This window comes from Streptomyces misionensis (assembly GCF_007896895.1).
Taxonomy (GTDB): Bacteria; Actinomycetota; Actinomycetes; order Streptomycetales; family Streptomycetaceae; genus Streptomyces; species Streptomyces misionensis_A.
The window spans coordinates 64,414-89,597 of sequence record NZ_VOGW01000006.1; the positions used below are offsets into that span (position 1 = coordinate 64,414).

General features: G+C 71.8%; 20 protein-coding genes and 1 pseudogene. 9 read left to right on the top strand and 12 right to left on the bottom strand.

Annotated elements, in window-relative coordinates; all coding sequences use genetic code 11:
• The first annotated feature begins 87 nt into the window (after positions 1 to 87).
• Both FRZ03_RS01300 and FRZ03_RS01305 read left to right on the top strand, forming a co-directional pair.
• Complete coding sequence (locus FRZ03_RS01300) at positions 88 to 501, top strand: roadblock/LC7 domain-containing protein (RefSeq protein ID WP_146463227.1); 414 nt, start codon at positions 88 to 90, stop codon at positions 499 to 501.
• A 127-nt stretch (positions 502 to 628) separates the two neighbouring features.
• Positions 629 to 1,708 (top strand): DUF6397 family protein, encoded by a 1,080-nt coding sequence (locus FRZ03_RS01305; RefSeq protein ID WP_222443328.1) that lies wholly within the window; start codon positions 629 to 631, stop codon positions 1,706 to 1,708.
• A gap of 27 nt (positions 1,709 to 1,735) precedes the next feature.
• Here the strand turns inward: FRZ03_RS01305 and FRZ03_RS01310 are convergent, their stop codons facing one another.
• Positions 1,736 to 2,605, bottom strand: coding sequence for an acyl-CoA thioesterase (locus FRZ03_RS01310; protein WP_146463229.1), 870 nt, complete (start codon positions 2,603 to 2,605; stop codon positions 1,736 to 1,738).
• Between the two features lie 19 nt (positions 2,606 to 2,624).
• The gene (locus tag FRZ03_RS01315) at positions 2,625 to 5,138 is read right to left on the bottom strand and encodes a DEAD/DEAH box helicase (protein WP_186785213.1); all 2,514 of its coding nucleotides are present in this window, start codon (positions 5,136 to 5,138) and stop codon (positions 2,625 to 2,627) included.
• Between the two features lie 145 nt (positions 5,139 to 5,283).
• On the opposite strand from FRZ03_RS01315, the gene FRZ03_RS01320 reads away from it, so the two are divergent.
• Entirely contained in the window at positions 5,284 to 6,078 is a 795-nt protein-coding gene (locus FRZ03_RS01320; RefSeq protein WP_146463231.1) for a metal-dependent hydrolase, read from the top strand.
• A gap of 14 nt (positions 6,079 to 6,092) precedes the next feature.
• Here the strand turns inward: FRZ03_RS01320 and FRZ03_RS01325 are convergent, their stop codons facing one another.
• The 6 genes from FRZ03_RS01325 to FRZ03_RS01350 all read right to left on the bottom strand — a co-directional run bounded on the left by FRZ03_RS01325 (position 6,093) and on the right by FRZ03_RS01350 (position 14,725).
• Positions 6,093 to 6,356 (bottom strand): type B 50S ribosomal protein L31, encoded by a 264-nt coding sequence (locus tag FRZ03_RS01325; RefSeq protein WP_146463233.1) that lies wholly within the window; start codon positions 6,354 to 6,356, stop codon positions 6,093 to 6,095.
• A 60-nt stretch (positions 6,357 to 6,416) separates the two neighbouring features.
• Complete coding sequence (locus FRZ03_RS01330; protein WP_146463235.1) at positions 6,417 to 6,887, bottom strand: DUF5709 domain-containing protein; 471 nt, start codon at positions 6,885 to 6,887, stop codon at positions 6,417 to 6,419.
• A 210-nt stretch (positions 6,888 to 7,097) separates the two neighbouring features.
• Positions 7,098 to 8,879, bottom strand: coding sequence for an ABC transporter ATP-binding protein (locus FRZ03_RS01335; RefSeq protein ID WP_146463237.1), 1,782 nt, complete (start codon positions 8,877 to 8,879; stop codon positions 7,098 to 7,100).
• Positions 8,876 to 10,687, bottom strand: a complete 1,812-nt coding sequence (locus FRZ03_RS01340) for an ABC transporter transmembrane domain-containing protein (RefSeq protein WP_146463239.1) — start codon at positions 10,685 to 10,687, stop codon at positions 8,876 to 8,878. The genes FRZ03_RS01335 and FRZ03_RS01340 overlap by 4 nt, the downstream gene beginning before the upstream one ends.
• 471 nt (positions 10,688 to 11,158) lie before the next feature.
• Positions 11,159 to 13,168 (bottom strand): N-acetylmuramoyl-L-alanine amidase, encoded by a 2,010-nt coding sequence (locus FRZ03_RS01345; protein ID WP_146463241.1) that lies wholly within the window; start codon positions 13,166 to 13,168, stop codon positions 11,159 to 11,161.
• A 228-nt stretch (positions 13,169 to 13,396) separates the two neighbouring features.
• A complete protein-coding gene (locus FRZ03_RS01350; RefSeq protein ID WP_146463243.1) occupies positions 13,397 to 14,725 on the bottom strand; it encodes a M1 family metallopeptidase in 1,329 nt (442 codons plus the stop codon).
• Positions 14,726 to 15,229: 504 nt separating this feature from the next.
• Between FRZ03_RS01350 and FRZ03_RS01355 the strand changes: the two genes are divergently transcribed.
• Complete coding sequence (locus FRZ03_RS01355; RefSeq protein ID WP_315902612.1) at positions 15,230 to 16,840, top strand: peptide-N4-asparagine amidase; 1,611 nt, start codon at positions 15,230 to 15,232, stop codon at positions 16,838 to 16,840.
• Between the two features lie 162 nt (positions 16,841 to 17,002).
• On the opposite strand, the gene FRZ03_RS01360 is transcribed toward FRZ03_RS01355, so the two are convergent.
• Complete coding sequence (locus FRZ03_RS01360) at positions 17,003 to 17,452, bottom strand: MarR family winged helix-turn-helix transcriptional regulator (protein ID WP_146463244.1); 450 nt, start codon at positions 17,450 to 17,452, stop codon at positions 17,003 to 17,005.
• Positions 17,453 to 17,567: 115 nt separating this feature from the next.
• On the opposite strand from FRZ03_RS01360, the gene FRZ03_RS01365 reads away from it, so the two are divergent.
• Positions 17,568 to 19,373: an ABC transporter ATP-binding protein gene (locus FRZ03_RS01365; protein ID WP_146463245.1), complete on the top strand. Its 1,806-nt coding sequence runs from the start codon at positions 17,568 to 17,570 to the stop codon at positions 19,371 to 19,373.
• A gap of 70 nt (positions 19,374 to 19,443) precedes the next feature.
• The gene (gene mltG, locus FRZ03_RS01370; RefSeq protein ID WP_146463248.1) at positions 19,444 to 20,316 is read left to right on the top strand and encodes an endolytic transglycosylase MltG; all 873 of its coding nucleotides are present in this window, start codon (positions 19,444 to 19,446) and stop codon (positions 20,314 to 20,316) included.
• Between the two features lie 48 nt (positions 20,317 to 20,364).
• Here mltG and FRZ03_RS01375 read toward each other — a convergent pair whose 3' ends face one another.
• On the bottom strand, positions 20,365 to 21,444 hold the full coding sequence (locus tag FRZ03_RS01375) for an NAD(P)-binding domain-containing protein (RefSeq protein ID WP_146463250.1): 1,080 nt from the start codon (positions 21,442 to 21,444) through the stop codon (positions 20,365 to 20,367).
• 71 nt (positions 21,445 to 21,515) lie between these two features.
• Here FRZ03_RS01375 and FRZ03_RS01380 point away from each other — a divergent pair, with 71 nt between their 5' ends.
• Positions 21,516 to 21,938, top strand: a complete 423-nt coding sequence (locus FRZ03_RS01380) for a YjbQ family protein (RefSeq protein WP_146463252.1) — start codon at positions 21,516 to 21,518, stop codon at positions 21,936 to 21,938.
• 166 nt (positions 21,939 to 22,104) lie between these two features.
• The gene (locus FRZ03_RS01385; RefSeq protein ID WP_146463255.1) at positions 22,105 to 22,911 is read left to right on the top strand and encodes an ABC transporter ATP-binding protein; all 807 of its coding nucleotides are present in this window, start codon (positions 22,105 to 22,107) and stop codon (positions 22,909 to 22,911) included.
• Between the two features lie 25 nt (positions 22,912 to 22,936).
• Here the strand turns inward: FRZ03_RS01385 and FRZ03_RS01390 are convergent.
• A pseudogene (locus FRZ03_RS01390) lies at positions 22,937 to 23,237 on the bottom strand (IS5/IS1182 family transposase); the annotation flags it as partial.
• Positions 23,238 to 23,401: 164 nt separating this feature from the next.
• Between FRZ03_RS01390 and FRZ03_RS01395 the strand changes: the two are divergent.
• Positions 23,402 to 24,307, top strand: coding sequence for an alpha/beta hydrolase (locus tag FRZ03_RS01395; RefSeq protein WP_186785214.1), 906 nt, complete (start codon positions 23,402 to 23,404; stop codon positions 24,305 to 24,307).
• Positions 24,308 to 24,337: 30 nt separating this feature from the next.
• On the opposite strand, the gene FRZ03_RS01400 is transcribed toward FRZ03_RS01395, so the two are convergent.
• Complete coding sequence (locus tag FRZ03_RS01400) at positions 24,338 to 25,081, bottom strand: hypothetical protein (protein WP_146463259.1); 744 nt, start codon at positions 25,079 to 25,081, stop codon at positions 24,338 to 24,340.
• Positions 25,082 to 25,184: the final 103 nt, after the last annotated feature.

Below are 25,184 nucleotides of genomic sequence, written 5' to 3' on the forward strand. Positions count from 1 at the left end.
CCATCCTGCTTGCCCGGACGCCGCACGTGGGGAAGGCTGGCGGAGGGTTCCTCCAGCCAGGGGGAGACATCACACGGGGAGACGGAAATGGCGCAGAACCAGGGACTCGGCTGGCTCCTGGACGATCTGACGGAGCGTGTGGACGACGTCCGGCACGCACTCGTCCTGTCGAACGACGGGCTGGTCACCGGAGCGAGCACGGGCTTACGCCGTGAGGACGCGGAGCACCTGGCGGCGGTGGCATCCGGACTGCACAGCCTCGCCAAGGGCTCGGGACGCCACTTCGGCGCGGGCGCGGTACGCCAGACGATGATCGAGTACGACGACGCCGTGCTGTTCGTGACCGCGGCCGGCTCCGGCAGCTGTCTGTGTGTGCTCAGCGGGGCGGCGGCCGACATCGGACAGATCGCCTACGAGATGACCCTGCTCGTCAACCGGGTCGGCGAACATCTCGGCGTCGATGCCAGAAAGCCCGGACAAGCACCCAGCACAGACCTCTGACCAGCTAGTTCTCAAAGATCCATGGAGTTATCCACAGGGCCACCGCGAGAAGAGCGAAGCCGGCTACGGTGTGTGCACGGCGAACGCACGGGGCGTGAGCCACTCACTCCACCGGGGGAGTACGACCATGTCGGTGAACACCTTCGACCCCACCCGCTCCGACACCTGCACCCAGGGCCGGGCAGCGCGGGAACTGGGGCTCCAGCGCGGCGAGTTCGACCTGGCGGTCCAGCTCGGCCATGTGCGGACCGTGCCCGACGAGGGCGGGGGAGGAGGCCGGCTGGTGGAGCGCGCGGAGCTCGACCGGCTTCGGGCGCAGGACGGGTTCCCGGACACGTTCAGCGATCGGGTGCGGACCGTGGGCACCGTGGACGGTGCCGCCCTCATGGGCATCCCGGCGGGCCGCTTCACCCGGCTCGCGCGTCTGGGCCTGCTCGTGCCCGTCAGCTTCTACATCAACCGGTACAGGACCGTGGTCTGGCTGTATCTCGCGGAGGAACTGAAGCAGTTCGCGGCTGTCGCCGACAACGCGCACCTGCTCAAGGGACGTACACCCGAGACGCTGCGCAGCCAGCTCACGGACGGAGTGGACCTGCGAGCCCGCAACTGGCGCATGCGGCAGCTCGGATGCCGGCTGCGGCAGGCCGACGGCCCGTGGGCCCGAGCCGGGGCGGTGGCCGCTTTGCTCCCGCCGGTCGAGGTCGCCGACATCGTGCAGGATCCGTACGAGCGGGCCCGGGTGAACCGGTGCCGGCCCGCGCTGCCCGGGCAGACACTTTCCGGCACCTCGGCCGGTCATCTCGCCGAGCGGATCACGACCGCGCAGGACGCGGACGAGATCGAGTGGCTGCGCAGCGAGCTCGCCAGGTGCGTCGAGGAGGCCCGCGCCCTCTCACCCGCCACCCGGCCGACCCTGCGCCGCGCCAGGCCGTCGAGGCGACCGACGGCCCGTCCCATCCCGCCCATGGCACGCACGGTCACGGCACCCGTGCTACCGCCGGGCGGAGCGGCCGAACCGCCGGACTGGGCCGCCGAACTGCGCCGGGTGGCCGGAGAACGCCTGTCGGAGCGGCCCCGGGCGTCGCTGGCGCTGACCGCCCCGCCCACGACTCCCCGGAACCACGGGGCGGGACCCACCCCGCCACGCTCCACTCGGCGGCTGCGTGCCTGGCTGCGACGCAGAAGCCCCCGGCCCGCCGAGGCGTGAGCCCGCGCCGACCAGGCCGCCGACCCGCTACAGGGGCCTGAACAGGCCTTCCTGGACGACCGAGACGAGCAAGCGCCCCTCCAGGTCGTAGATGCGTCCGCGGGCCAGGCCACGCCCGCCGGTGGCGATCGGCGACTCCTGGTCGTACAGGAACCACTCGTCGGCGCGGAACGGCCGGTGGAACCACATGGCGTGGTCCAGCGAGGCCATGTCGAAGCTCCGGCGGCCCCACAGCGGCTCGATGGGGATGCGCACCGCGTCCAGAAGCGTCATGTCACTGGCGTAGGTCAGCGCGCAGGTGTGGACCAGCGGGTCGTCGCCCAGCGGGCCCACCGCGCGCATCCAGACGGCACTGCGCGGTTCGGCGTCCTTGACCTCCTCGGCGGTCCAGCGCAGCGGGTCGGCATAGCGGATGTCGAAGGGCTGGCGGCGCACCATCCGCTCCAACTGCTCCGGCAGCGAGCCAAGGTGCTTGCGTATCTCCTCGGCCACCGTCGGCAGCGACTCGGGACGAGGCAGCTCCCGCGCCGGCGGGAGCTGGTGTTCGAACGGTCCTTCCTCAGGCTTGTGAAAGGAGGCGGTCAGATTGAAGATCGTGCGGCCCTGCTGCACGGCGGTGACCCGGCGTGTGGTGAACGAACGCCCGTCGCGGACCCGCTCCACCTGGTACACGATCGGCACGCCCGGACGGCCCGGGCGCAGGAAATACGCGTGCAGCGAGTGCACAGGGCGGTCCCCGTCCGTGGTACGGCCGGCGGCGACCAGGGCCTGGCCCGCCACCTGGCCGCCGAAGACCCGCTGCAGGGACTCCTGCGGGCTTCGGCCACGGAAGATGTTGACCTCGATCTGCTCCAGGTCGAGCAGATCGACCAGTCTTTCGGCCGGATTCGTCGTCATGGGTGGGATTCTCCTGTGGTCACAGCTGGCCGACATCGGTGACGCGTACGACCGCACGGCCCTCGGCGTCCGAGGCCGCGAGGTCGACCTCCGCGCTGATGCCCCAGTCGTGGTCGCCGTTGGGGTCGTCGAAGATCTGGCGGACCCGCCAGAGGCCGTTCTCCGGCTCCTCCTTGATGACCAGCAGTTTGGGGCCGCGGGCGTCGGGTCCGGTGCCGAGGTCGTCGTACTCGTCCCAGTACTTGTCCATCGCCTCGCCCCACGCGTCGGCGTCCCAGCCGGACTCGGCGTCCATCTCGCCCAGTTCCTCCACCTGGTCCAGCGCGGCCAGTTCCACGCGGCGGAAGAGCGCGTTGCGGACCAGCACCCGGAAGGCACGCGCGTTGGTGGTGACGGGCTTGACCTCGTCGGCCTTCTCCTGCGCCTGCTCGGCGGTCATCTCCTCGGGGTTCGCCAACTGCTCCCACTCGTCCAGCAGGCTGGAGTCCACCTGGCGCACCATCTCGCCGAGCCACTCGATCAGGTCCTGCAGATCCTCGGACTTCAGGTCGTCCGGGATGGTGTGGTCGAGGGTCTTGTAGGCGCTGGCGAGGTAACGCAGCACGATGCCCTCGGTGCGGGCCAGCTCGTAGAAGGACACCAACTCGGTGAAGGAAAGCGCCCGTTCGTACATGTCGCGGACGACCGACTTCGGCGACAGCGGGTGGTCGCCGACCCAGGGGTGGCTCTTGCGGTAGGTGTTGTAGGCGTGGAACAGCAGCTCTTCCAGGGGCTTCGGGTAGGTGACGTCCTGGAGGCGCTCCATGCGCTCCTCGTACTCGACGCCGTCGGCCTTCATCGCGGCCACGGCCTCGCCGCGCGCCTTGTTCTGCTGGGCGACGAGGATCTGCCGCGGGTCGTCCAGGGTGGACTCGACCACGGAGACCATGTCGAGAGCGTAGGGCGGCGACTCGGGGTCGAGGAGTTCGAACGCGGCCAGAGCGAAGGTCGACAGCGGCTGGTTGAGCGCGAAGTCCTGCTGGAGGTCGACCGTGAGCCGGACGATGCGGCCCTCGGCGTCCGGCTTGTTGAGCTTCTCCACGATGCCGCCGTCGAGCAGCGAACGGTAGATCGCGATCGCCCGTCGGATGTGCCGCAGCTGCTGCTTGCGCGGTTCGTGGTTGTCCTCAAGGAGATGGCGCATCGCCTCGAACGCATTGCCCGGGCGGGCGATCACCGACAGCAGCATGGTGTGCGTCACCCGGAAACGGGACGTCAGCGGCTCCGGTTCCGAGTCGATCAGCTTCTGGAAGGTGTTCTCCGTCCAGGCGACAAAGCCCTCCGGCGCCTTCTTGCGCACCACCTTGCGCCGCTTCTTCGGGTCGTCGCCCGCCTTCGCCAGCGCCTTCTCGTTCTCGATGACGTGCTCCGGCGCCTGTGCGACGACAAGGCCGGCCGTGTCGAAGCCCGCCCGGCCCGCACGGCCCGCGATCTGGTGGAACTCACGCGCCCGCAGGGTGCGCACGCGGCTGCCGTCGTACTTGGTCAGCGCGGTGAACAGCACGGTGCGGATGGGCACGTTGACGCCGACACCGAGCGTGTCCGTGCCGCAGATGACCTTCAGCAGACCGGCCTGGGCGAGCTTCTCCACCAGGCGCCGGTACTTGGGCAGCATCCCGGCGTGGTGCACACCGATGCCGTGCCGGACGTAGCGGGAGAGGTTGCGGCCGAACTTCGTGGTGAAGCGGAAGTTGCCGATCAGCTCGGCGATCTGGTCCTTCTCCTCGCGCGAGCACATGTTGATGCTCATGAGCGCCTGGGCCCGCTCCACGGCCTGCGCCTGGGTGAAGTGGACGATGTACACCGGAGCCTGCTTGCTCTCCAGCAGCTCGGTGAGCGTCTCGGTGAGCGGGGTCAGCTTGTACTCGTAGGAGAGCGGCACCGGGCGGGTCGCCGAGCGGACCACCGAGGTGGGTCGCCCGGTGCGACGGGTGAGGTCCTTCTCGAAGAAGGAAACATCGCCCAAAGTGGCCGACATCAGGATGAACTGCGCCTGGGGCAGCTCCAGCAGCGGGATCTGCCAGGCCCAGCCGCGGTCGCCCTCCGCGTAGAAGTGGAACTCGTCCATGACGACCTGGCCCACATCCGCGTGCTTGCCGTCGCGCAGCGCGATCGAGGCCAGCACCTCGGCGGTGCAGCAGATCACGGGAGCGTCGGCGTTCACGGAGGCGTCGCCGGTGAGCATGCCGACGTTCTCGGTGCCGAACAGCTTGCACAGCTCGAAGAACTTCTCCGACACCAGTGCCTTGATCGGCGCCGTGTAGAAGGTGACCTCGTCCCGGGCCAGCGCCGCGAAGTGCGCACCAGCGGCGATCATGCTCTTGCCGGAGCCCGTGGGCGTGGAGACGATCACGTTCGCCCCGGACACGGCTTCGATCAGCGCCTCTTCCTGGTGGGGGTAGAGGGTGAGGCCGCGCTCCTGGGCCCACGACTCGAAGGCTTCGTACAGGGCGTCGGGGTCGGCGGTCGGCGGCAGCTGATCGATGAGGGTCACGCTCCCATCTTGCCTGGCCTCCTCCCCGATCGGGGAATCGGCTGTGGCCGGCAAGATCACGACAGCTACGCTGTGTCGCCGACGACGCGTCACGGCACCAGATCAACTGGACAGTGGCAAAAGAGGAATGGGGCGGGAAGCGGCCATGATGGGACCAGCACACTCACTGTCGGGAGCCGCGGCCTGGCTCGGGATCGGAGCGGCCGCCGCCGCGGCCGATCACCCGATGCCCTGGCCGGTCCTCCTGGTCGGCGCCCTGATCTGCGCGGGCGCCGCGCTCGCCCCGGACCTCGACCACAAGGCGGCCACCATCTCGCGGGCCTTCGGGCCGATCTCGCACCGGCTCTGCGAGATCGTCGACAAGCTCTCCTACGCCGTGTACAAGGCGACCAGGAAGAAGGGCGACCCGCGCCGCTCCGGTGGCCATCGCACGCTGACCCACACCTGGGTGTGGGCGGTCCTCATCGGCGCCGGCTGCTCCGCCGTGGCGTACACCGGGGGCCGCTGGGGCGTGCTGGCGATCCTGTTCGTGCACATGGTGCTGGCGATCGAGGGCCTGCTGTGGCGGGCGGCCCGGGGCTCCAGCAGCGACGTCCTGGTGTGGCTGCTGGCGGCTGCCACCGCATGGATACTCGCGGGAATTCTCGACCAGCCCGGAAACGGCTCGGACTGGCTGTTCAGCGAGCCCGGTCAGCAGTACCTGTGGCTGGGCCTGCCGATCGTGCTGGGCGCGCTGGTGCACGACATCGGGGACGCGCTGACGGTGTCGGGCTGCCCGATCCTGTGGCCCATTCCGCTGGGCCGCAAGCGCTGGTACCCGGTGGGGCCGCCGAAGGCCATCCGGTTCCGGGCCGGCAGCTGGGTCGAGCTGAAGGTGCTGATGCCCGTGTTCATGCTGCTCGGCGGAGTGGGCTGTGCGGCGGCCCTCAATGTGATCTGAGCCCGTCCTCCGCCTCAGGTGGCGGCGCCCGGGTCCGTCCCGCCGTAGCGGCGCTCGAACCGGGCGATGCGGCCCTCGGTGTCGACCGCGCGGGCCTTGCCGGTGTAGAAGGGGTGGCTCTCCGAGGAGATCTCCACGTCGATCACCGGATAGCTCTGGCCGTCGTCCCAGTCGATGGTCTGCTCGCTCTGCGCGGTGGACCGGGTCAGGAACGCGTATCCGGCGGCGCGGTCGCGGAAGACCACGGGGTGGTAGTCGGGGTGCTTGTCCTGCTGCATGGCGGCTCCTCGTGCGGGGCGGTCGGGCGGGGTGCGGGCGGGTCGGCCGGGGACCGCGGGTCACCCGGAGACGGAGTCCTCGTCCACGATGTGCATCGCGGCCTCCTCGGCGGAGGCGGCGGCGCCGTCGATACCGACATCGCTGGCCACGAGGGCGGCCTCCTCGTCCTCGTGCACCCCCTCGTCGGGGGCCACCAGCCGGCCGGAGCGAAGGTCGCCGACCTCGTTGTCGAGGAGTTCCCCGTCGGTTCCCGTGCAGTCACCGATGCCGTCGTCGTCGGGGATGCCGCGGTCGGGTGTCTCCTCGGCGAGCCGCTGGTCGAGGGTCTCGCCCGCATGACGCTCCGCCGCGGTCACACCGTTGTGCTCCACCGCCCACGGCCGCTCCGGGGGCGACCAGCCGCGGTCGAGGGGGTCGTCGACGCCGTCGAAGTCCAGAGTGTCCTCGACGTCGAGCACTCCCGAGTCCTCCCGGATCTCCGAGGGATCGGGCTGGTAGACGTCGTCCCCCCAGCTGTCGGCGCTGTCCACGACTACCTCCAGGTGGTGAGGACGGCCGGGTGCCGCCGAAACGGGCGGCGGGCCGTCGGCACGCACGGCACGGATGTCACCCGGCGCCCACCAGGTGGTTTTCGGGCGAAACCCGACGCTGTGCCCTTCTCCAGACTTCCACTGCTGCTCACCACCGCGCAACGGCACGGGCCCCGAGCGGCTGCCTCGGGGCCCGTCCGCACCGGGTGCTCAGCCGTGCCAGGAGCGCCACAGGGCCGCGTACGCGCCGTCCGCGGCGACCAGGTCGTCGTGGCTGCCCAGCTCGGTGATGCGGCCGCTCTCCACGACGGCGATCGCGTCGGCGTCGTGGGCGGTGTGCAGGCGGTGGGCGATGGCGACGACCGTGCGCCCGTCGAGGACGCGGGCCAGGGAGCGCTCCAGGTGACGGGCCGCGCGTGGGTCGAGGAGCGAGGTCGCCTCGTCCAGGACCAGCGTGTGCGGATCGGCCAGCACCAGTCGGGCCAGCGCGACCTGCTGGGCCTGCGCCGGAGTCAGCGCCGACCCGCCGGACCCGACCTCGGTGTCCAGGCCCTCGTCCAGCGCCCGTGCCCAGCCGTCGGCGTCCACGGCACCGAGGGCCGCCCACAGCTCGGCGTCGGTGGCGCCGGTGCGGGCCAGCAGGAGGTTGTCGCGCAGGGAACCGACGAAGACATGGTGCTCCTGGTTGACCAGGGCGACGTGCGAGCGCACGTGTTCGGCGGGCATCCGGGACAGTTCGGCACCGCCGAGGGTGACCCGGCCGTCCCGGGGCGCGTAGATCCCGGCGAGCAGCCGGCCCAGGGTGGACTTGCCCGCGCCCGAAGGGCCGACCAGGGCGAGCCGGGTGCCCGGCGGGACCCGGAGGGAGACCTCGCGCAGCACGTCGACGCCCTCGCGGTAGCCGAAGCGCACCCGCTCGGCGTGCACCTCCCGCCCGTCGGGGGCCACCGACGCGTCCCCCGCGTCCGGCTCGATCTCCCGGACACCGACCAGGCGGGCGAGCGAGACCTGGGCCACCTGCACCTCGTCGTACCAGCGCAGGATCAGGTTCACCGGGTCGACGAGCATCTGCGCGATCAACGCGCCCGTGGTCAGCTGGCCCACCCCGAGCCAGCCGTGCAGGACCAGCACACCGCCGACCATCAGGACCGAGCCGAGGACGAGGACGTGGACGGTGTTGATCACCGGGAAAAGCACGGACCGCAGCCACAGTGTGTAGCGCTCCCATCCGGTCCACGCCTTGATCCGCTGCTCCGACAGGGCGATACGGCGGGCGCCCAGGCGGTGTGCCTCGATGGTGTGTCCCGCGTCCACGGTCTCGGCGAGCGCGGCGGCGACGGCGGCGTATCCGGCGGCCTCCGAGCGGTAGGCGGAGGGTGCCCGCTTGAAGTACCAGCGGCAGCCGACCACCAGCACCGGCGCGGCGATCAGCACCGCCGCCGCGAGCGGCGGGGCCGTGACCACGAGTCCGCCGAGCAGCAGCAGCGCCCAGACGACTCCGATCGCCAGTTGCGGCACGGCCTCGCGCATGGCGTTGGCCAACCGGTCGATGTCCGTGGTGATCCGGGAGAGCAGGTCCCCCGTGCCCGCCCGTTCCAGTACGCCGGGCGGCAGTCCGACCGAGCGGACGAGGAAGTCCTCGCGCAGATCGGCGAGCATCCGTTCGCCGAGCATGGCGCCCCGCAGCCGCACCTGCCGGACGAACCCCGCCTGCACGACGAGCGCCAGCACGAACAGCGCGACGGTCAGGCCCAGACGCAGTTCCCCTGTACCGTCCGACACCCGCTGGACCAGGCCGCCGAGCAGGTAGGGGCCCACCATGGACGCGATCACGGCCACCGTGTTGACGGTGATGAGCAGCAGGAAGGCCCGGCGGTGCCGGCGGAACAGCTCGGCGACATAGGCGCGTACGGTCGAGGCCGCGCCGACGGGCAGGGTGGTGGCGGTGGTCGGGGCCGCCGGGTCGTACGCCGGTGGCGCAACGCCGATCATGCGCTCTCCTCGATCTCTTCCAGTTCCCTGAAGGCGTCCCGCAGCACACCCTCGTCGTCCGTCTCCCGGGTCACCACGGCCCGGTACCGGGGCTCGGCGTCGAACAGTTCGCGGTGCGTGCCGCTCGCCACGGCCTCGCCCTCGTGGACCAGGACCACCTGGTCCGCGCGGTCGAGCAGCAGCGGCGATGAGGTGAACACCACCGTGGTGCGCCCCGAGCGCAGCCGGCGCAGACCGTCCGCGATCCGCGCCTCGGTGTGCGAGTCGACCGCCGACGTCGGCTCGTCCAGCACCAGCACCTCCGGGTCGGTGATCAGGGACCGGGCCAGCGCGAGCCGCTGGCGCTGGCCGCCGGAGAGGGAACGGCCGCGCTCGGTGATGCGGGCGTCCATCGGTTCGGCGGCGTCCAGGGACCCCTGCACCAGCGCGTCCAGGACGTCCTCGCACTGCGCGGCCGCGAGCGCCTCGTCGGCCGGGACGGCACCGGACGCCGGCACGTCGAGCAGTTCCCGCAGGGTGCCGGAGAGCAGCACCGGGTCCTTGTCCTGGACGAGGACGGCGGTCCGGGCGACCTCCAGCGGGAGCTCGTCCAGGGGCGTGCCGCCGAGCAGGACCGAGCGGCCCAGTTCCGTGGGGTGGCCGCCGAGCCGCTCCGCGAGCCGCCCGGCCGCGTCCGGGTCGCCGCACACCACGGCGGTGAGCCGGCCGGCCGGGGCGACCAGCCCGGTGGCGGGGTCGTGCAGCTCCCCGCGGGGCACTTCGGCGAGACCGCCGCCCGCTGTGGCGTCGGTGCCGCCGGCGTCGGCCGCGGCCGGCCGGCGCAGCGACAGCACGCGCGCGGTGCGCGTGGCCGAGGGACGGGAGAAGGAATAGGACATGGCGATCTCTTCGAAATGCTGCAACGGGTAGCTGAGCACCATCACCGCGCTGTAGACGGTGACCAGTTCGCCGACGGTGATGCGGCCCTGGCGGGCCAGCTGGACGCCGTACCAGACGACCGCGATCAGCAGCAGGCCCGGCAGCAGCACCTGGACGGCGGAGATCAGGGACCACATCCGGGCGCTGCGCACCGCCGCGTGCCGCACCTCCTGGGAGGCGCGGCGGTAGCGGTCGAGGAACAGTTCCTCACCGCCGATGCCGCGCAGCACCCGCAGTCCGGCGACGGTGTCCGAGGCGAGTTCGGTGGCCCGGCCCGCCTTCTCGCGCTGCACGTCGGCGCGGCGTGTCGCGCGCGGCAGCAGCGGCAGTACCGCGAGTGCCACGACGGGCAGTCCGGCGGCGACGACCGCGCCGAGCGAGGGCTGGTAGACGAGGAGGCCGACGCAGACGAGGACGACGGTGAGCGCGGCGGCGGTGAAACGGGACACCGCCTCCACGAACCAGCCGATCTTCTCCACATCGCCGGTGGACACGGCGACCACTTCGCCGGCCGCCACCCGTCGGGTCAGCGTCGAGCCCAGCTCGGCCGCCTTGCGCGCGAGCAGTTGCTGGACGCGGGCGGCCGCGGTGATCCAGTTGGTGACGGCGGCCCGGTGCAGAAAGGTGTCGCCCACCGCAACGGCCGTCCCGCACAGCAGCATCAGCGCGCCCGTCAGCGCCAGCCGCTCGCCGGACCGGTCGACGACCGCCTGCACGGCGAGGCCCACGCAGAAGGGCAGCGCGGAGACGGCGACGAAGTGGAGCAGCCCCCAGGCCAGCGCCTTCAGCTGGCCGCCCAGCTGGTTGCGCCAGAGCCACCACAGAAGTCGGGGACCCGAGCGCGCGTCGGGCACGCCCGGGTCGGGATAGGGAAGGTCTTGAATCTGCATGACGTCCAGACGGCTCGTGACAGCGTGTCGGGGAGGGACGGCAGCCGACAGGGCTGCCCGGGACAAGCCGTGAAAGGTTCGCGTCGCAGAGTGGTGAATTTCAAACGGTTTTCCCGCCGAACGGGCGCCATGGAGGCAAGCGCGGGTGCGGATCGGCGGTGAGCGGTGAGCGGTGAGCGGTGAGCGGCGCGCAACCGCGTCCCGGCCGGGGCGAGGCCGTTGTCAGTGGCTCCCGTCAGACGCCGGATCCCCGTGCTTCGTGGGAGGCATCACCGAGAGGGGCCGGGGTGTGATCGGCGGGGATCTCCTGCATGGAGGTGAGGTCATCGGGCAGGCGGACGAGAAGTACGTCCCAGCTCATGGCGGCCTTTCACATAGCGCTTGGTGTGCTCCTCCGGTCCGTCATGGGTGGACCGCGCCCCTGCCCGGGAGGGGGCGGGGCGGGGCGCGGTCAAGGGTGGCCGGGTGGTGTCACTGGTCCGGTGAGCGGTCCTGGGTGTCCGCCGTCGAGCCGGCCGTCACGGCCGATCCGACCACGTCCACGTCGCTCGACCGGACGTAGGCGATCCGGTTGTCGAACTGGATCTGGTAGTACGTCTCGTTGCCCCTGACCACCGGCTCGGGCGAGTCGACGAAGGACGACCGCGGGACGAACGAGCTGTCGATGGTGCCCTGGGCGACATAACGCTGACCGGCGCGGAAGTGGTAGGGCAGCGGCGCCTCGGGCTCCTCCTCCACGCCCTCGGGGTAGGCCTCCTCCTCCGGCAGCGCCCGGCCGAACACCGGGATCTCGTCCACGCCTTCCTTGGGCGTCACCATCTTGCCGACCGCGCCGACCGCCGTCGGGTCCTTCTTCGGGTTCTCCAGCCAGGCCTTGCGCCCCTGGTACCAGATCGCCGTCCAGTCGCCGCGGCGTTCGGCGACCGCGAAGGTCTGGCCGGCCGAGGCACGCGAGCCCAGGTCGTCGACGTCCATCGTGGAGGCTCCGCCGTCGGGGTGGCGGCCCGGGTCCTGGATCAGCGGAGCCTTCTCGTCCGGACGGGTGTACAGGCGGACGGCGCTGGAGCCGTGCTTGGCGCACGGCGCCCCGGCGCTGCGGCACCCCGTGAACTTGGGCGTGTGGGTGCCGTAGTCCGGCAGGATGGTCACGATGTCGCTGTCCGGCCCGGCCGTGGGCTTCAGCGGCGCCCCGAGGAGGTCGAAGTAGTGCCGCCAGTCCCAGAAGGGGCCCGGGTCGTCGTGCATGTCGGGGATGGAGTCGCCGGTCGGTGAAGGCACGTTGTCATGGCCGAAGACGTGCTGCCGGTCGAGCGGAATCTCGTACTTCTTGGCGAGGTAGCGCACCAGCCGGGCCGAGGAGCGGTACATCTGTTCCGTGAACCACGTGCCCGGCTGCCTGAGGAATCCCTCGTGCTCGATGCCGATGGAGCGGGCGTTCACATACTGGTTGCCGGAGTGCCAGGCCTCGTCCTTGGTCTGGACGTGCTGGGTGATGTGGCCGTCGCTGGAACGGATCGAGTAGTGCCAGGACGCCTCGGTCGGGTCCTGCACCGTCTGGAACATGCTCGACAGCTTCGCCTCGGTGTCGTGGATGACGATGTACTGGATCTTCTGGTCCCGCGGCCGGTCGGCGAGGTCGTGGTTGCCGTAATTGCCCTCGTCGTCGATCTCCTCGTACGGCGCCGCGAGCCAGTCGCAGGACACCTCGGCCGGGCACTCCGTCCCCTTGGCGTGCCGGGGCTTCTCGGTGCGCACGGTGTGGGCGCGCACGCCGGGGCTCGCGGGGAGGGAGACGTCCTGGCCCTCGGCGGTGGTGCGGTGGGCGCCCTTGCGGATCACCGCGAAGACGTCGTTGGCGTAGGTGGCCGCCGAGGTGATGTCCGGCGTACCGGGGAAACGTTCCACCGCCTCCCACCAGTCGGCCGGATTGCCGCTGAGCGGCTTGCCCAGCTGCCGCTGGGTGGCGGCCAGCAGGGCCGCGCCACCGCGCACATTGGCCTCGGCATCGGTGCGCAGGCGCCCGGCCGGGGCACCGGTCAGTTTCGCGGCACGTTGCAGGTCGGCGGGCCGCACGGAACGGCCGGCCAGGACGCCGTCAGGCGCCTCGGCGGGCGCCCCCGCCGCCCCCGCACTCGGCCGCAGCGCGCCGCCGCCCTGGGCGCTGGGGGAGGGCGGCGCGGCCGGGAACTGACTGGTGTCCACCAGGTGCATCGGCCCGTAGCCGCCGGCGACGCTGGGCGAGCCGGGGTGCGCGTCCCAGCGGGTCTGCACGTAGGACACGCCCATGAGCACGCTGCGCGGTACGTGGAAGTCGTGGGCGGCGTCGGAAAAGGCGTACTGGAGGCGCTGCTCCGGTGCGTCGTCGTCGGTCATCGGGGTGAGCAGCAGCGGGGCCAGCAGGGCGGCCGCTCCGATGGCACATACCGTCCTGCGGCACACGCGGATGCCGTTGGGGACACGTGGGGCGGTGGGTCTTTTCATGGCACGGGTCTCCAAACATGTTCATCGCGCTTACGCAGCCAGGACAAAGGAGTTGCCCCTGACAACCACCCCTCGTACGTTTCCGTGCCCGGCGTGTCCCGTCGCGCCAACCGTCACCGGGGTGGACCAGCGGCCCGGCAGAGGCCACCCGGTCGGCGGCAGCGGCTGCGTTTCGACGCCCCGTCAGTACGGGCGCCCACGCGAGACCGTGACGGCGGGCCATCCGGGTCACTCCTCGACCGGGTCGACCCGCCAGTCGGGGTGGCCGGGCATGGGCGGGGTGTGCGGCCCGTACAGCCAGTCGGTCAGAAAGGGCTTCAGGTCCTGCCGGGCGACCCGGGAGGCGAGGTCGATGAAGTCCCGGGTGCCTGCCGTCCGGCCCCGGTAGGTGCTCACCCAGGACCGTTCGATCCGCTCGAAGGTCTCGGCGCCTACCTTCTCCCGCAGGGCGTACAGCACCAGGGCCGACCCGTCGTAGCGCATCACCTTGAAGAGCGTGTCGGCGGTGGGCTCGGCGGGCGCGCCGTCGTCGTGCCGCCACTGGTCGTGCTGCGCGTAGGCGTCGCGCATCGCGTCCTCCAGGGTGACGCCGCCGTGCGAGGCGGAGTACAGCCGTTCGTAGAAGCGGGCGTGACCCTCGCTCAGCCACAGGTCGGACCAGCGCCGGATGGCGACGCTGTCCCCGGTCCAATGGTGTGTCAGCTCGTGCACGAGGTTGCGCTCGGCGTCGACCCGGTCGCCGAGCAGATCGTCCTTGGGCAGCACGGACAGCGACTGCGTCTCCAGCGCCACCGGCAGCTCTGTGTCCCCGACCAGCACGCCGTAGCGGCGGAACGGATACGGACCGAGCCGTTGTTCGAGCCAGGCGATGTGCTCCGGGGTGAGCGAGCGGTACTCCTCGGTGTCGCCGACCAGGCCCTCCGGTACCACGTCGCGGACCGGCAGCCCGCCGGGTCCGCTGCTGCTGACGATGCGGAACTTCCCGATCGCCAGCTGGACCAGTTGTGCCGCGATCGGCTGTTCGGAGTCGTAGGTCCACTGGACGCGTCCGCCGGGCCGCCGGACGGTGCCGACGAGGCGTCCGTTGGCGACCGCGCTGATGCCCGCGGGGGTGGTGACGCGGAAGGTGACCGGAGCGCGCAGGCTCGGGTGGTCGTCCGCCGGGAAGATCATGCGGGCGCCGTCGGGCTGGGCGCAGACCACGGTGCCGTCGGGCGTGGGCACCCAGCCGTAGTCCCGGATCGCGTCGTCGCGGTGACGCTGCTGGGTGGGGTCGGCGGTGTAGGCGACGTGGACGGTGAACGCGCGGCCGCGGGGGATCGGGCGGGCGGGGGTGACGACGAGTTCGTCGCCGTCGCGCACGGCCCGCGCGGGCGCGCCGTCGACCGTGACCCGGTGCAGCGTGTTGCCCGTGAAGTCCAGGTCGAAACGGGACAGGGCCTGCGTGGCGGCGGCGCTGATCGTGGCGCCCGCCTCGAAGGGCGTGCCGGGCGCCTGCCAGTCGAAGTCGAGCGTGTAACGCCGGACCGTGTAGCCGCCGTTCCCGGCGTCCGGCATCAGCGGGTCGCCGATGCCGGCCGCGCCGGGGGACGGCGGCGGCCCCGAGCCGCCCGCGGGGCCGGCAGCGGCGGCGCGCCCGGGTGCGGGGGCCGGGCCGGGCGCGGGCGAGCCGCGTCCTTCGCGGGGGAACAGGCCGGTGCAGACGGCGGCGCCGGTGAGGGCGAGGGCGCCGACGAGAACGAGAGCCGCGCGGCGGGGGCGACGCCCCGTACCGGGCCCGCCTACCGGACCTCTGGCAGGCCCCGGTCCTCTCGCCGGCCCCCTCTCGGGCCCTTCCGCCGGGTTCCGTCCGGTCCTCTCTTCGTGTCCCTTCCCCGACCCCTCGCGCGGGGTCTTCGACGGGCTGCCTGCGGGCGTGATCTCCATGAGCGCACTATGTCAGTGTGATCCGGTTATAGCACTAAATGTTCGTCAGGGTGACGGTGTGCCAGTTGCGCCACCCGGGGCGGTCGCCGTCACCGGCTCATTGCGGCCACGCCCAACTCACCGTAGAACTCCGCCATGAGACAACGGATAGTCATGTCCATGCTGGCGAGTCTGGTCCTCCTGGTGGGCGCGCTCCTCGGCGCCGGGACCGGGACCGCCCGGGCCGCCGACGTCCCCGCCGAGTTCGGCACCGACTGGCACGACCCGGTGACCGCCGCCCCGCCCGTCGCCCGGCCGCACGGCAGGTCCTGCCAGGTCACCCTCGCCGACGCGCAGTTCCGCGACTTCACCCCGTTCCGGGGCACGTACACCCCGCCCACGGGCTGCGGCGACCACTGGAGCAAGGTCGTGCTGCGCCTGGACGGCACGGTGAAGGGCCGTCAGTACGACCGGCTCGGCTATCTGCACGTCGGCGGGGTCGAGATCCTGCGCACCTCCACCCCGGAGCCCTCGCCCGACGGCATCGCCTGGCACGTCGAGAAGGACGTCACCCGCTACAGCGACACCTTCCGTGGCCGGCGGGACGTGGAGTTGCTGATCGGCAACGTGGTCGACGACACCTACACCGGCGTCATCGACGTCCATGTCACCTTGACGTTCTACGCGGGCCGTCCCGCCGAGCAGGCCCCGGACCGCGTGCTCACCCTCGCCGACACGCCCGACGGCACGACGCTCACCACCCCGCGCAACAGCGAGCGGATCGTCGCCGAGGTCTACGCCACCGGATCGGGTGGCGGCTGCGAGGAGTTCTGGTACCTGACGGTGGCCGACCCGGCGTCGTACTCCTGCAAGGCCGACCACGGCCCCTACCGCGAGGTGCAGATCAAGGTGGACGGGCGGCCGGCGGGCATCGCCGCGCCGTACCCGAACGTGTGGACCGGCGGCTGGTCCGACCCCTTCCTCTGGTACGTGATCCCGGCGCCGGGCGCCCTCGACGTCCGCCCGATCCAATACGACCTCACGCCCTTCGCCGGGCTGCTCGACGACGGCCGGCCGCACCGGGTGGAGGTCTCCGTCGTCGGGGTGCCCTCGGGGCAGGCCGGCTGGAGCGCCCCGGTGAACGTGCTGGTCTGGCAGGACGCGCACCGCGACCACCTCACCGGCGGGCTCACCGAGGACACGGCGACCGACCTCGCCAATTCCTCGGTCTACACGCCCGGTTCGCAGAACCGGGTGGACACCCGGGCGGGGCACCGGCTCACCGTCAGCGGATACCTCGACACCTCCCACGGCCGGGTGACCACAACCGTCACCCGCACCCTCGCCAACACCTCCGTCCACCGCTGGACCGACGGCGAGAACACCGACGGCCTGGACGCCACCTGGACCGACGACGAGACCGTCGGCATCACCGGGTCCGGGCCCGCGCGCTCGACGCACACGCTGCGGACGTACACCATGAACGGCGCCACGACCATCGGCTCGGACAGCCGGCTGCGCACCGAGCTGACCATCGGCGACCGCGCCTCGGTGAGCGAACGGCGGGACGGCCGGCGCACCGCGTGGTCACGGCTGGACGACACCTACCGCGGCGACGCGTCGTACCTCCTCGACGCCCCGCGCGACCAGCGGCACGCGGTCGGCACCTCGTCGGAGCGCTACCGGTCGTACGGCTCGGCCGGCTGCTACGACCACTCGCTGGCCACCGCACAGGGAGTGCTGACGCAGGACCACAGCGGCTGCTAGCTCATGGGCGCGGTCCGGGCGGCGGGGCGAGGGCCTGCGCCGCTCGGACCGGCGGGGCCGGGCGCCTGCGTCGCACGGGCCGGCGGGGATGGGGGCCCGAGTCGCACGGGCCGGCGCGGGCTTGTGCCGCTTCCCGGTGAGGTGCGTTCGCCGGGCCTCGGATCAGCAGGGTTTCGTCGCGTCCCCGTCGATCAGGGCGTCCAGCAGGACGCCGAACACCTGGCGCTCCTTCTCCGTCAGCGGGGCGAGTATCTCCTCGGCCGCCGAGCGGCGCGCGCCGTGCAGTTCGCGCAGGGTCGCGCGCCCCTCGTCGGTCAGCTCGATCCGGGTCACACGCCGGTTGGCCGGATCCGGTGCCCGGCGCACCTTGCCGCTCGCCTCCAGTCCGTCGACCAGCGTGGTCACCGCGCGCGGCACCACCTCCAGGCGCTCGGCGAGGTCGGCCATGCGCGGCGGCGAGCCGTAGTGCGCGAGGGTGCGCAGCAGCCGGGACTGGGCGGGGGTGACGCCCAGGTCGCGCCGTTCCAGATGGCGTTTCTGGATGCGGTGCACCCGGCGGGTGAGCCGTAGCAGCTGCTCGGCGAGGAGTCCGTCGGGATCGGGGGTGGTCATGCCGGAACAATATCAGGATGCGGTTCATTGTGAGTATAGGTAACAATGAGCTACGATCCGTTCCGGCATCGTCGGCCGATCCCCGGCCGGCGCCCGTTCACCTCCGTAGGAGCCCATGCATCCCGACCGTGAACTCTCCTCCTGGACCCCGCCCGCCGGTGCCGAGGACCGGCCCCGGCAGTGGCGGCGGATCCTGAAACTGTTCCGCCCCTACCGCGGGCGGCTCGCGATCGTCGGCCTGCTGGTCGGCGCCGCCTCGCTGGTCTCGGTGGCCACGCCGTTCCTGCTCAAGGAGACCCTGGACGTCGCGATCCCGCGGGGCCGCACCGGTCTGCTGAGCATGCTCGCGCTCGGCATGATCCTCAGCGCGGTCCTCTCCAGCGTCTTCGGCGTGCTGCAGACGCTGATCTCGACCACCGTCGGCCAGCGCGTCATGCACGACCTGCGCACCGCCGTCTACGGCCGGCTGCAACGCATGTCGCTCGCCTTCTTCACCCGCACCCGCACCGGCGAGGTGCAGTCCCGCATAGCCAATGACATCGGCGGCATGCAGGCGACCGTCACGTCCACCGCCACCTCCCTGGTCTCCAACGTCACCAGCGTGGTCGCCACCATCGTCGCCATGGTCGCCCTCGACTGGCGGCTCACCATCGTCTCGCTGCTCCTGCTGCCGGCCTTCGTCTGGATCAGCCGCCGCGTGGGCAACGAACGCAAGAAGATCACCACCGAGCGGCAGAAGCAGATGGCCGCGATGGCCGCCACGGTCACCGAGTCCCTCTCGGTCAGCGGCATCCTGCTCGGCCGCACCATGGGCCGCACCGACTCGCTGACCGGCTCCTTCGCCGCGGAGTCCGAGCGGCTGGTCGACCTGGAGGTGCGGTCGAACATGGCCGGGCGCTGGCGCATGGCCGTGATCACCATCGTCATGGCCGCCATGCCCGCCGTCATCTACTGGACGGCCGGACTGGCCCTCCGGTTCGGCGGCCCGGAGGTCTCGCTCGGCACCATCGTCGCCTTCGTCTCGCTCCAGCAGGGCCTGTTCCGCCCGGCGGTGAGCCTGCTCGCCACCGGCGTTCAGATCCAGACCTCCCTCGCGCTCTTCCAGCGCATCTTCGAGTACCTGGACCTGCCGATCGACATCACCGAGCGCCCGGACCCGGTCCACCTCGACCGGATCAAGGGCGAAGTCCGCTTCGAGGACGTCGAGTTCCGCTACGACGACAAGGGCGGCCCCGTCCTCGACGGCATCGACGTCACGGTCCCCGCCGGCCACAGCCTGGCGGTCGTCGGCCCCACCGGCGCGGGCAAGTCCACGCTGGGCTATCTGGTGCCCCGGCTCTACGACGTCACCGGCGGCCGGGTCACCCTCGACGGGACCGACGTCCGCGACCTCGACTTCGACACCCTGGCCCGCGCGGTCGGCGTCGTCTCCCAGGAGACGTACCTCTTCCACGCCTCCGTCGCGGACAACCTGCGCTTCGCCAAGCCGGACGCCACCGACGAGGAGTTGCACGCGGCCGCCCGCGCGGCGCAGATCCACGACCACATAGCGGCGCTGCCCGACGGCTACGACACGGTCGTCGGCGAGCGCGGCCACCGCTTCTCCGGCGGAGAGAAGCAGCGCCTCGCGATAGCCCGCACCATCCTGCGCGACCCGCCGGTCCTCATACTCGACGAGGCGACCAGTGCGCTGGACACCCGGACCGAGGCCGCCGTGCAGCAGGCCATCGACGCCCTCTCCGCGAACCGTACGACGATCACCATCGCGCACCGGCTGTCCACCGTCCGCGGCGCCGACCAGATCGTGGTGCTGGACTCCGGGCGCGTCGCCGAACGCGGCACGCACGAGGAACTGCTGGAGCACGACGGGCGGTACGCGGCCCTGGTGCGCCGGGACGCGCAGTTGGAGCCGGCGGGCTGAGATGTGCGATGAGGGCCGACAAGCTGACTATATGTCGTGTTTACGGTGATATACGTATTACGGTTCCCGCATGCAGACGCACATTCCGCCACGGAGCAGGATCCGACTGACAGGCCGGGGCAGGGTCGTCCTCGTCGTGGCCGGCGCCGTCATGGCCGGCACCGCCGTGGCGGTGCCGCTGCTGACGACGGCCGACGGCCCTGCGGGGTTCCGGCCGGCCACACTGGTCGTCCCGGAGGGCTGGCGCGCGAGTCAGGTCTACGACGCGATCGACAAGGCGCTCGAACTGCCCCTGGGCAGCACGCGCAAGTCGCTCGGCAAGGCCGGACTGAAGCTGCCCAAGGACGCGGCGGGCAACCCGGAGGGCTATCTGTTCCCGGCGTCCTATCCGCTGCGCGAGGGGGCGACCCCCGAGTCCGTGCTGCGGACCATGGTGGACACCGCCCACCAGAAGTTCGACGGGGCACCGGTCGCGGCCGGGGCGCAGCGCAACTCGGTCAACGTCTACCAGGCGGTCACCATCGCCAGCATCGTCCAGGCCGAGGGCGTCGAGAAGAAGGACATGGGCAAGGCCGCCCGGGTCATCCTCAACCGGCTGGAGCGCGGCATGCCCCTGCAACTGGACGCCACCCTCACCTACGCCCTGGGCCGCGCCACTCCGCGCACCACCGAGGACGACACCCGGGTCCAGAGCCCCTACAACACCTACCAGCGCACGGGCCTGCCCCCGACGCCCATCGGCAACCCCGGCGAGGACGCGATGCGCGCGGCTATCAACCCGACGCCCGGGGAATGGCTGTACTTCGTGACGGTCAAGCCCGGGGACACCCGCTTCACCGCCGACTACGCGACCCACATGCGCAATGTGGACGAGTACACCGCCCTGCACCAGAACGCGGGACAGCGGTCCCCGTCCGCCGCGCCGTCCGGCGGGTCCGCCTGAACCGGTGCGGCCCGGCCGGCCGCGGGCCCGTAGGCGGCCGGTGGTCCGTCACGCGGCTATCGGGCGGTCCTGCGCGAGCAGCCGCCTGATGTCCCGTACCGCCGCGCGACCGGCCCGGTTGGCGCCGACGGTGCTGGCCGAGGGGCCGTAACCGACGAGGTGGACCCTGGGGTCGGCCACCGCGCGGGTCCCCTCCACCCGGATACCGCCGCCCGGTTCCCGCAGCCGCAACGGCGCGAGATGGCCGAGCGCGGCACGGAACCCGGTCGCCCAGAGGATCACATCGGCCTCCACATGCCTGCCGTCCCGCCACTCCACGCCGTCCGGGGTGATCCGGTCGAACATCGGCAACCGGTCCAGCACCCCGTCCGCGAGCCCCTTGCGGATCGCGTCGTTGAGGGGCAGCCCGGTGACCGAGACCACGCTGCGCGGCGGCAGACCCTGACGCACCCGCTCCTCCACCAGCGCGACGGCGGCCCGGCCCGCGTCGGCGTCGAACGGGCCCTCGCGGAAGACGGGCGGCCGCCGGGTGACCCAGGTGGTCGCGGCCGCGTACGGGGCCAGCTCCAGCAGATGCTGGGTGCCCGAGGCGCCACCGCCCACGACCACCACCCGCTGTCCGGCGAACTCCTCGGGCCCGGCGTACTGCGCGGTGTGCAGCTGACGCCCGAGGAAGCTCTCCTGGCCCGGGTAGTGCGGCCGGAACGGCTGGTCCCAGGTGCCGGTCGCGTTGATCAGCGCCCGGGTCGACCAGGTGCCCGCGGACGTCTCCACGAGCAGTCGTCCGCTGTCCCCCTCACGCACCGCGCGCACCGCCACCGGTCGCCGTACCCGCAGGTCGAAGGCGCGCTCGTACCGGTCGAAGTACTCCCCGATCACCTCGGCCGACGGCCGTGCCGGATCGGCGCCGGTCAGCTCCATGCCGGGCAGCGCGTGCATCCCGTGCACCTTGCCGTACGTCAGCGAGGGCCAGCGGAACTGCCAGGCGCCGCCCGGCGCGGGGGAGCGGTCGAGGACCACGAAGTCGCGCTCCGGCTCGAAGCCGGAGCGGCGCAAGTGGTAGGCGCTGGACAAGCCGGCCTGACCGGCGCCCGTGACGACCACCTCGACCTCACGAATTTCGTTCACGCTTCCACCAACAGCGTGCCGTGCGCCCCTCTTCCCGCCCGCGGCGGGACGTATGCGTCAGGATGGGTGACATGTCAGATGCCTTCACCACCCGAATCCTGAACGTCTCCACCGGCTCCCGGGAACGCGTGGTCGACCTCACCGGGGACTGCGAGGACTTCCTGCGGGAGGCGGCGGGCGACCGCGACGGCCTGCTGAACATCTTCGTCCCGCACGCCACCGCCGGGATCGCCGTCATCGAGACCGGCGCCGGCAGCGACGACGACCTGCTCGCCACCCTGCACACCCTGCTCCCCGCCGACGACCGCTGGCAGCACCGCCACGGCAGCCCCGGCCACGGCCGCGACCACGTCCTCCCGGCCATCGTCCCGCCGCACGCCACCCTGCCGGTGATCGGCGGCCGCCTGGAACTCGGCACGTGGCAGTCGGTGTGCCTGGTGGACACCAACCGGGACAACCCCGAGCGGAAGGTGCGGCTGAGCTTCCTGGCCTGACGCGGGTGCCGGGGCCGCGGCGTCGGCCCGGCGTGGAAGTCATCGGCGATCAGCGGGTGATGACCGGCCTCCCGTCCCGCCTTCCGGACGGTTCACCGGCTCCCCGATCGCCGACGGCGGCAGGAAAGCCGGGTGGAGTCGCCGTTCGCGGCACTACCCTGCGGATGTGACCGAAATCCAGGAACCCCGCGCCGTCGTCGCTCTGACGGATGTCGCCGTCCACCGCCGTACCACCGGGCAGGAGATCGTCCTCGACGGGATCGACTGGACCGTTCGGCCTGGTGAGCACTGGGCGCTGCTGGGGGCCAACGGAGCCGGAAAGACCACCCTGCTCCGGCTCGTCGGGGCGGTCGTGCACCCCACCGTCGGCACGGTCGAGGTCCTCGGTGACCGACTCGGCCACGTCGACATGCGCGAGCTGCGGGCGCGCGTCGGCCTGGTGTCCGCCGCCCAGAAAGTCCCGTCGGACGCCACCGCCCATACCGTCGTCCTCACGGGGGCGACCGGCACCGTGCAGCCACTGTGGCGGGAGTACGGCGCCGCGACCCGCGAGCGTGCCCACGTCCTGCTCGCCGAGCTCGGGTGCAAGGAGCTCGCCGACCGCCGGTTCGGCGACTGCTCGGGCGGTCAGCGCGCCCGGATCCTCATCTGCCGCGCCCTGATGGCGGATCCGTCGCTGCTCCTGCTCGACGAGCCGTTCAACGCCCTCGACCTCCCCTCCCGCGAGGACCTCGTGGACGCACTGCACCGGCTGGCGGCCGAGCGGGCCGACCTCGCCACCATCACGGTCACCCACCACGTGGAGGAGCTCCCGCCCAGCACCACTCATGCCTTCCTCCTCAAGGAAGGCCGCGAGCTGGCTTCCGGCCCGGTCGACGGGGTGCTCACGCCGGACAACCTGACGGTCTGCTTCGGACGCCCCATCCATGTGGGCCGCCACGACGGCCGGTGGTACGCGCGGTCCGGCCGCTAGGTGTGCTGTTCGGACAGGTTGGTGACGCGGCCGCGGTGACGGTGCCGTGGAAGACATGGGCTCTCCCGTCGTAACGGGTGGCGGCCGCCCGGGGATTCTCGGTCCGGTTGACGGTCCGGTCGGCTTCGTTTCGGCGCCGGTGGTGCTCCTGGTCGAACCCGGGGCCTGCCGCCCGCGTTGCCTGAGTGCCGGCGGCCGGCCCGCCGGTCCCTCGGCTCCGGGATCGTGTTCTTGATCCGGCGTCTTCGCAGGTGACCGCGGTTGCGGCGGGAACGCACGGGGGCGGTCCGGTCGCTCACGGCGCGCGGGTCGGACCCTGCGAGCCGCACGGCAGGGTGGTTCTGGGTACACCCCTGTCGGGGTGCTGGGCCGCTGGTGGGCCGAACGGGCCGTTCATAGCGTTGTGTTCATGATGGATGACACGAACGAAGCACGAAAAGGTGCCACCCGGCGGGCGGCGCTGCGTGGGCTGGGACTCGCGGTGGGGGGTATGGGACTGGCCACCGGGCTGGGAACCCCACCGGCCGCGGCGGCCCCGCGTCGCGGGCTCACGACATACGTGCTGGTGCACGGTACCCACAGCGCCGGCGCGTTCTGGATGCCGATCGCGCGGGAACTGGGGCTGCGCGGCCACCGCGTCGTCATGGTGGACCAGCCGCGGCACGGCGCGGAGGCTTTCGTGGCGGAGTCGTACCAGCGGCAGGACCTCACCGCGATGGCGGTCGAGCCCTCCCCGCTGAAGGGCCTCGGGCTGGACGACTACGAGGCGCGCGTCACGGGCATCGTGCGGCAGGCCGCACGGAACGGCCCGGTGGTGCTGGTCGGGCACAGCCTGGGTGGCGTGTCGGTCAGCCGGGTCGGCGACGCCGTCCCGCACCTGCTCCACCACATCTGCTACATGGCGGCCTTCTGTCCCAGCCGCGTCCTGCCCTCGGCGGACGCCTGCACGGCGGCTCCCGAGAACGAGAACGCCGTCAGCCCGGTGGAGCTGACGGTGGGTGACCCGGACCGGCTCGGGGTGTTGCGGCTGAACTTCCGTACGGGTGTCCGCGGTGAGTTGGCCCTCCTGAAGGAGATGATCTGCGCGGACTATCCCGACGCCGACTTCCGCCGGATACTGGCCGGCATGCAGACCGACGAGCCCGTCGCCGCCTATGCGGGCCGAGCGGTCGGCCGGCCCGGCGACTGGGGACGCATTCCCCGCACGTACCTGCGTTTCGGCAGGGACCGTACGATCGCCACCGCGCTCCAGGACAGAATGATCGCGGAAGCCGACGCGTCCACACCCGGCAACAGCTTCCGCGTGCACGATTTCCCCGAGGCGTCACACGTCGGCCCTCTGGATCCCACCCCGGTCGCGGACGTCCTGGACACGCTCGCGGGGCAGAGGGGCTAGAGTCCCGTGCCGGGCAGCGAGGACACCGGGCTACGGAGCGGCACGGACGGCGTTGTCCAGCGCCTTCGACTGGGCATCGACGAGATCGCTCGGGACGCTCGCCGCGGTTCCGGGAGCGTCGGAAGCGGCACTGTGGATCGCCAGAGTGGAACCCTGGCGTACGACAAGCACGCTCGTGGGGAGCTTCAGCCCGTTGTCGCCGGGTTCCATGGCCAGCTCGAGTCGGAAACCGATCCTGTCGTCGCCCTGCGGCGGGCCGTCGGTGGCCCTGATGTCCTCGTAGGTCGCCTTCATGGAGCCCGACGTGTAGCCCTTGCAGGACTTCAAGGCCGCGCGAAGGTCGTCGATCGCCTGAGCGGCGTCCGCCGAGCGGTATGACACCAGGGTGAGGATCGCGGAGTGGCCCTTCCGGCCCGCGATGCGCCGTACGCTCGCGACCGGGGGGTAACCGCTGGTCCCGCCGACTGCGGCGCTGACCGGCGCGCACCGGGCGGGGCTCGTGCCGGCACGGCGTGCGGCATGGACGACACCATTGCCGATGCCGTTCGTGCCCGCCCCGATCCCTTCCACCCGGACTCCGGGAAGCTCCCGCGCGTCCACGACGGCATCTTCAAGCTGCCGCTGGGACGACACACGCGCACTCCGTGCCGGCCCTCGGCCGGCCGTCGCCTTCCCCGTGGGGGCGCCTCCGTCGTGCCGACCGCCGCAAGCCGTCACGCCGATGGTCACCAAGGCCATGACTGCCAGGTGTCTTCGCCCGATGGCCATGCTCATGATCCCTCCCCTTGTGCGCACGATGCCGAGGAACGATACGGGAGACCGGGGGAGCACTCGCACCAAGTCGCCGGGCCGGCCGCGGCAGGCGCCGAGCCTGCCG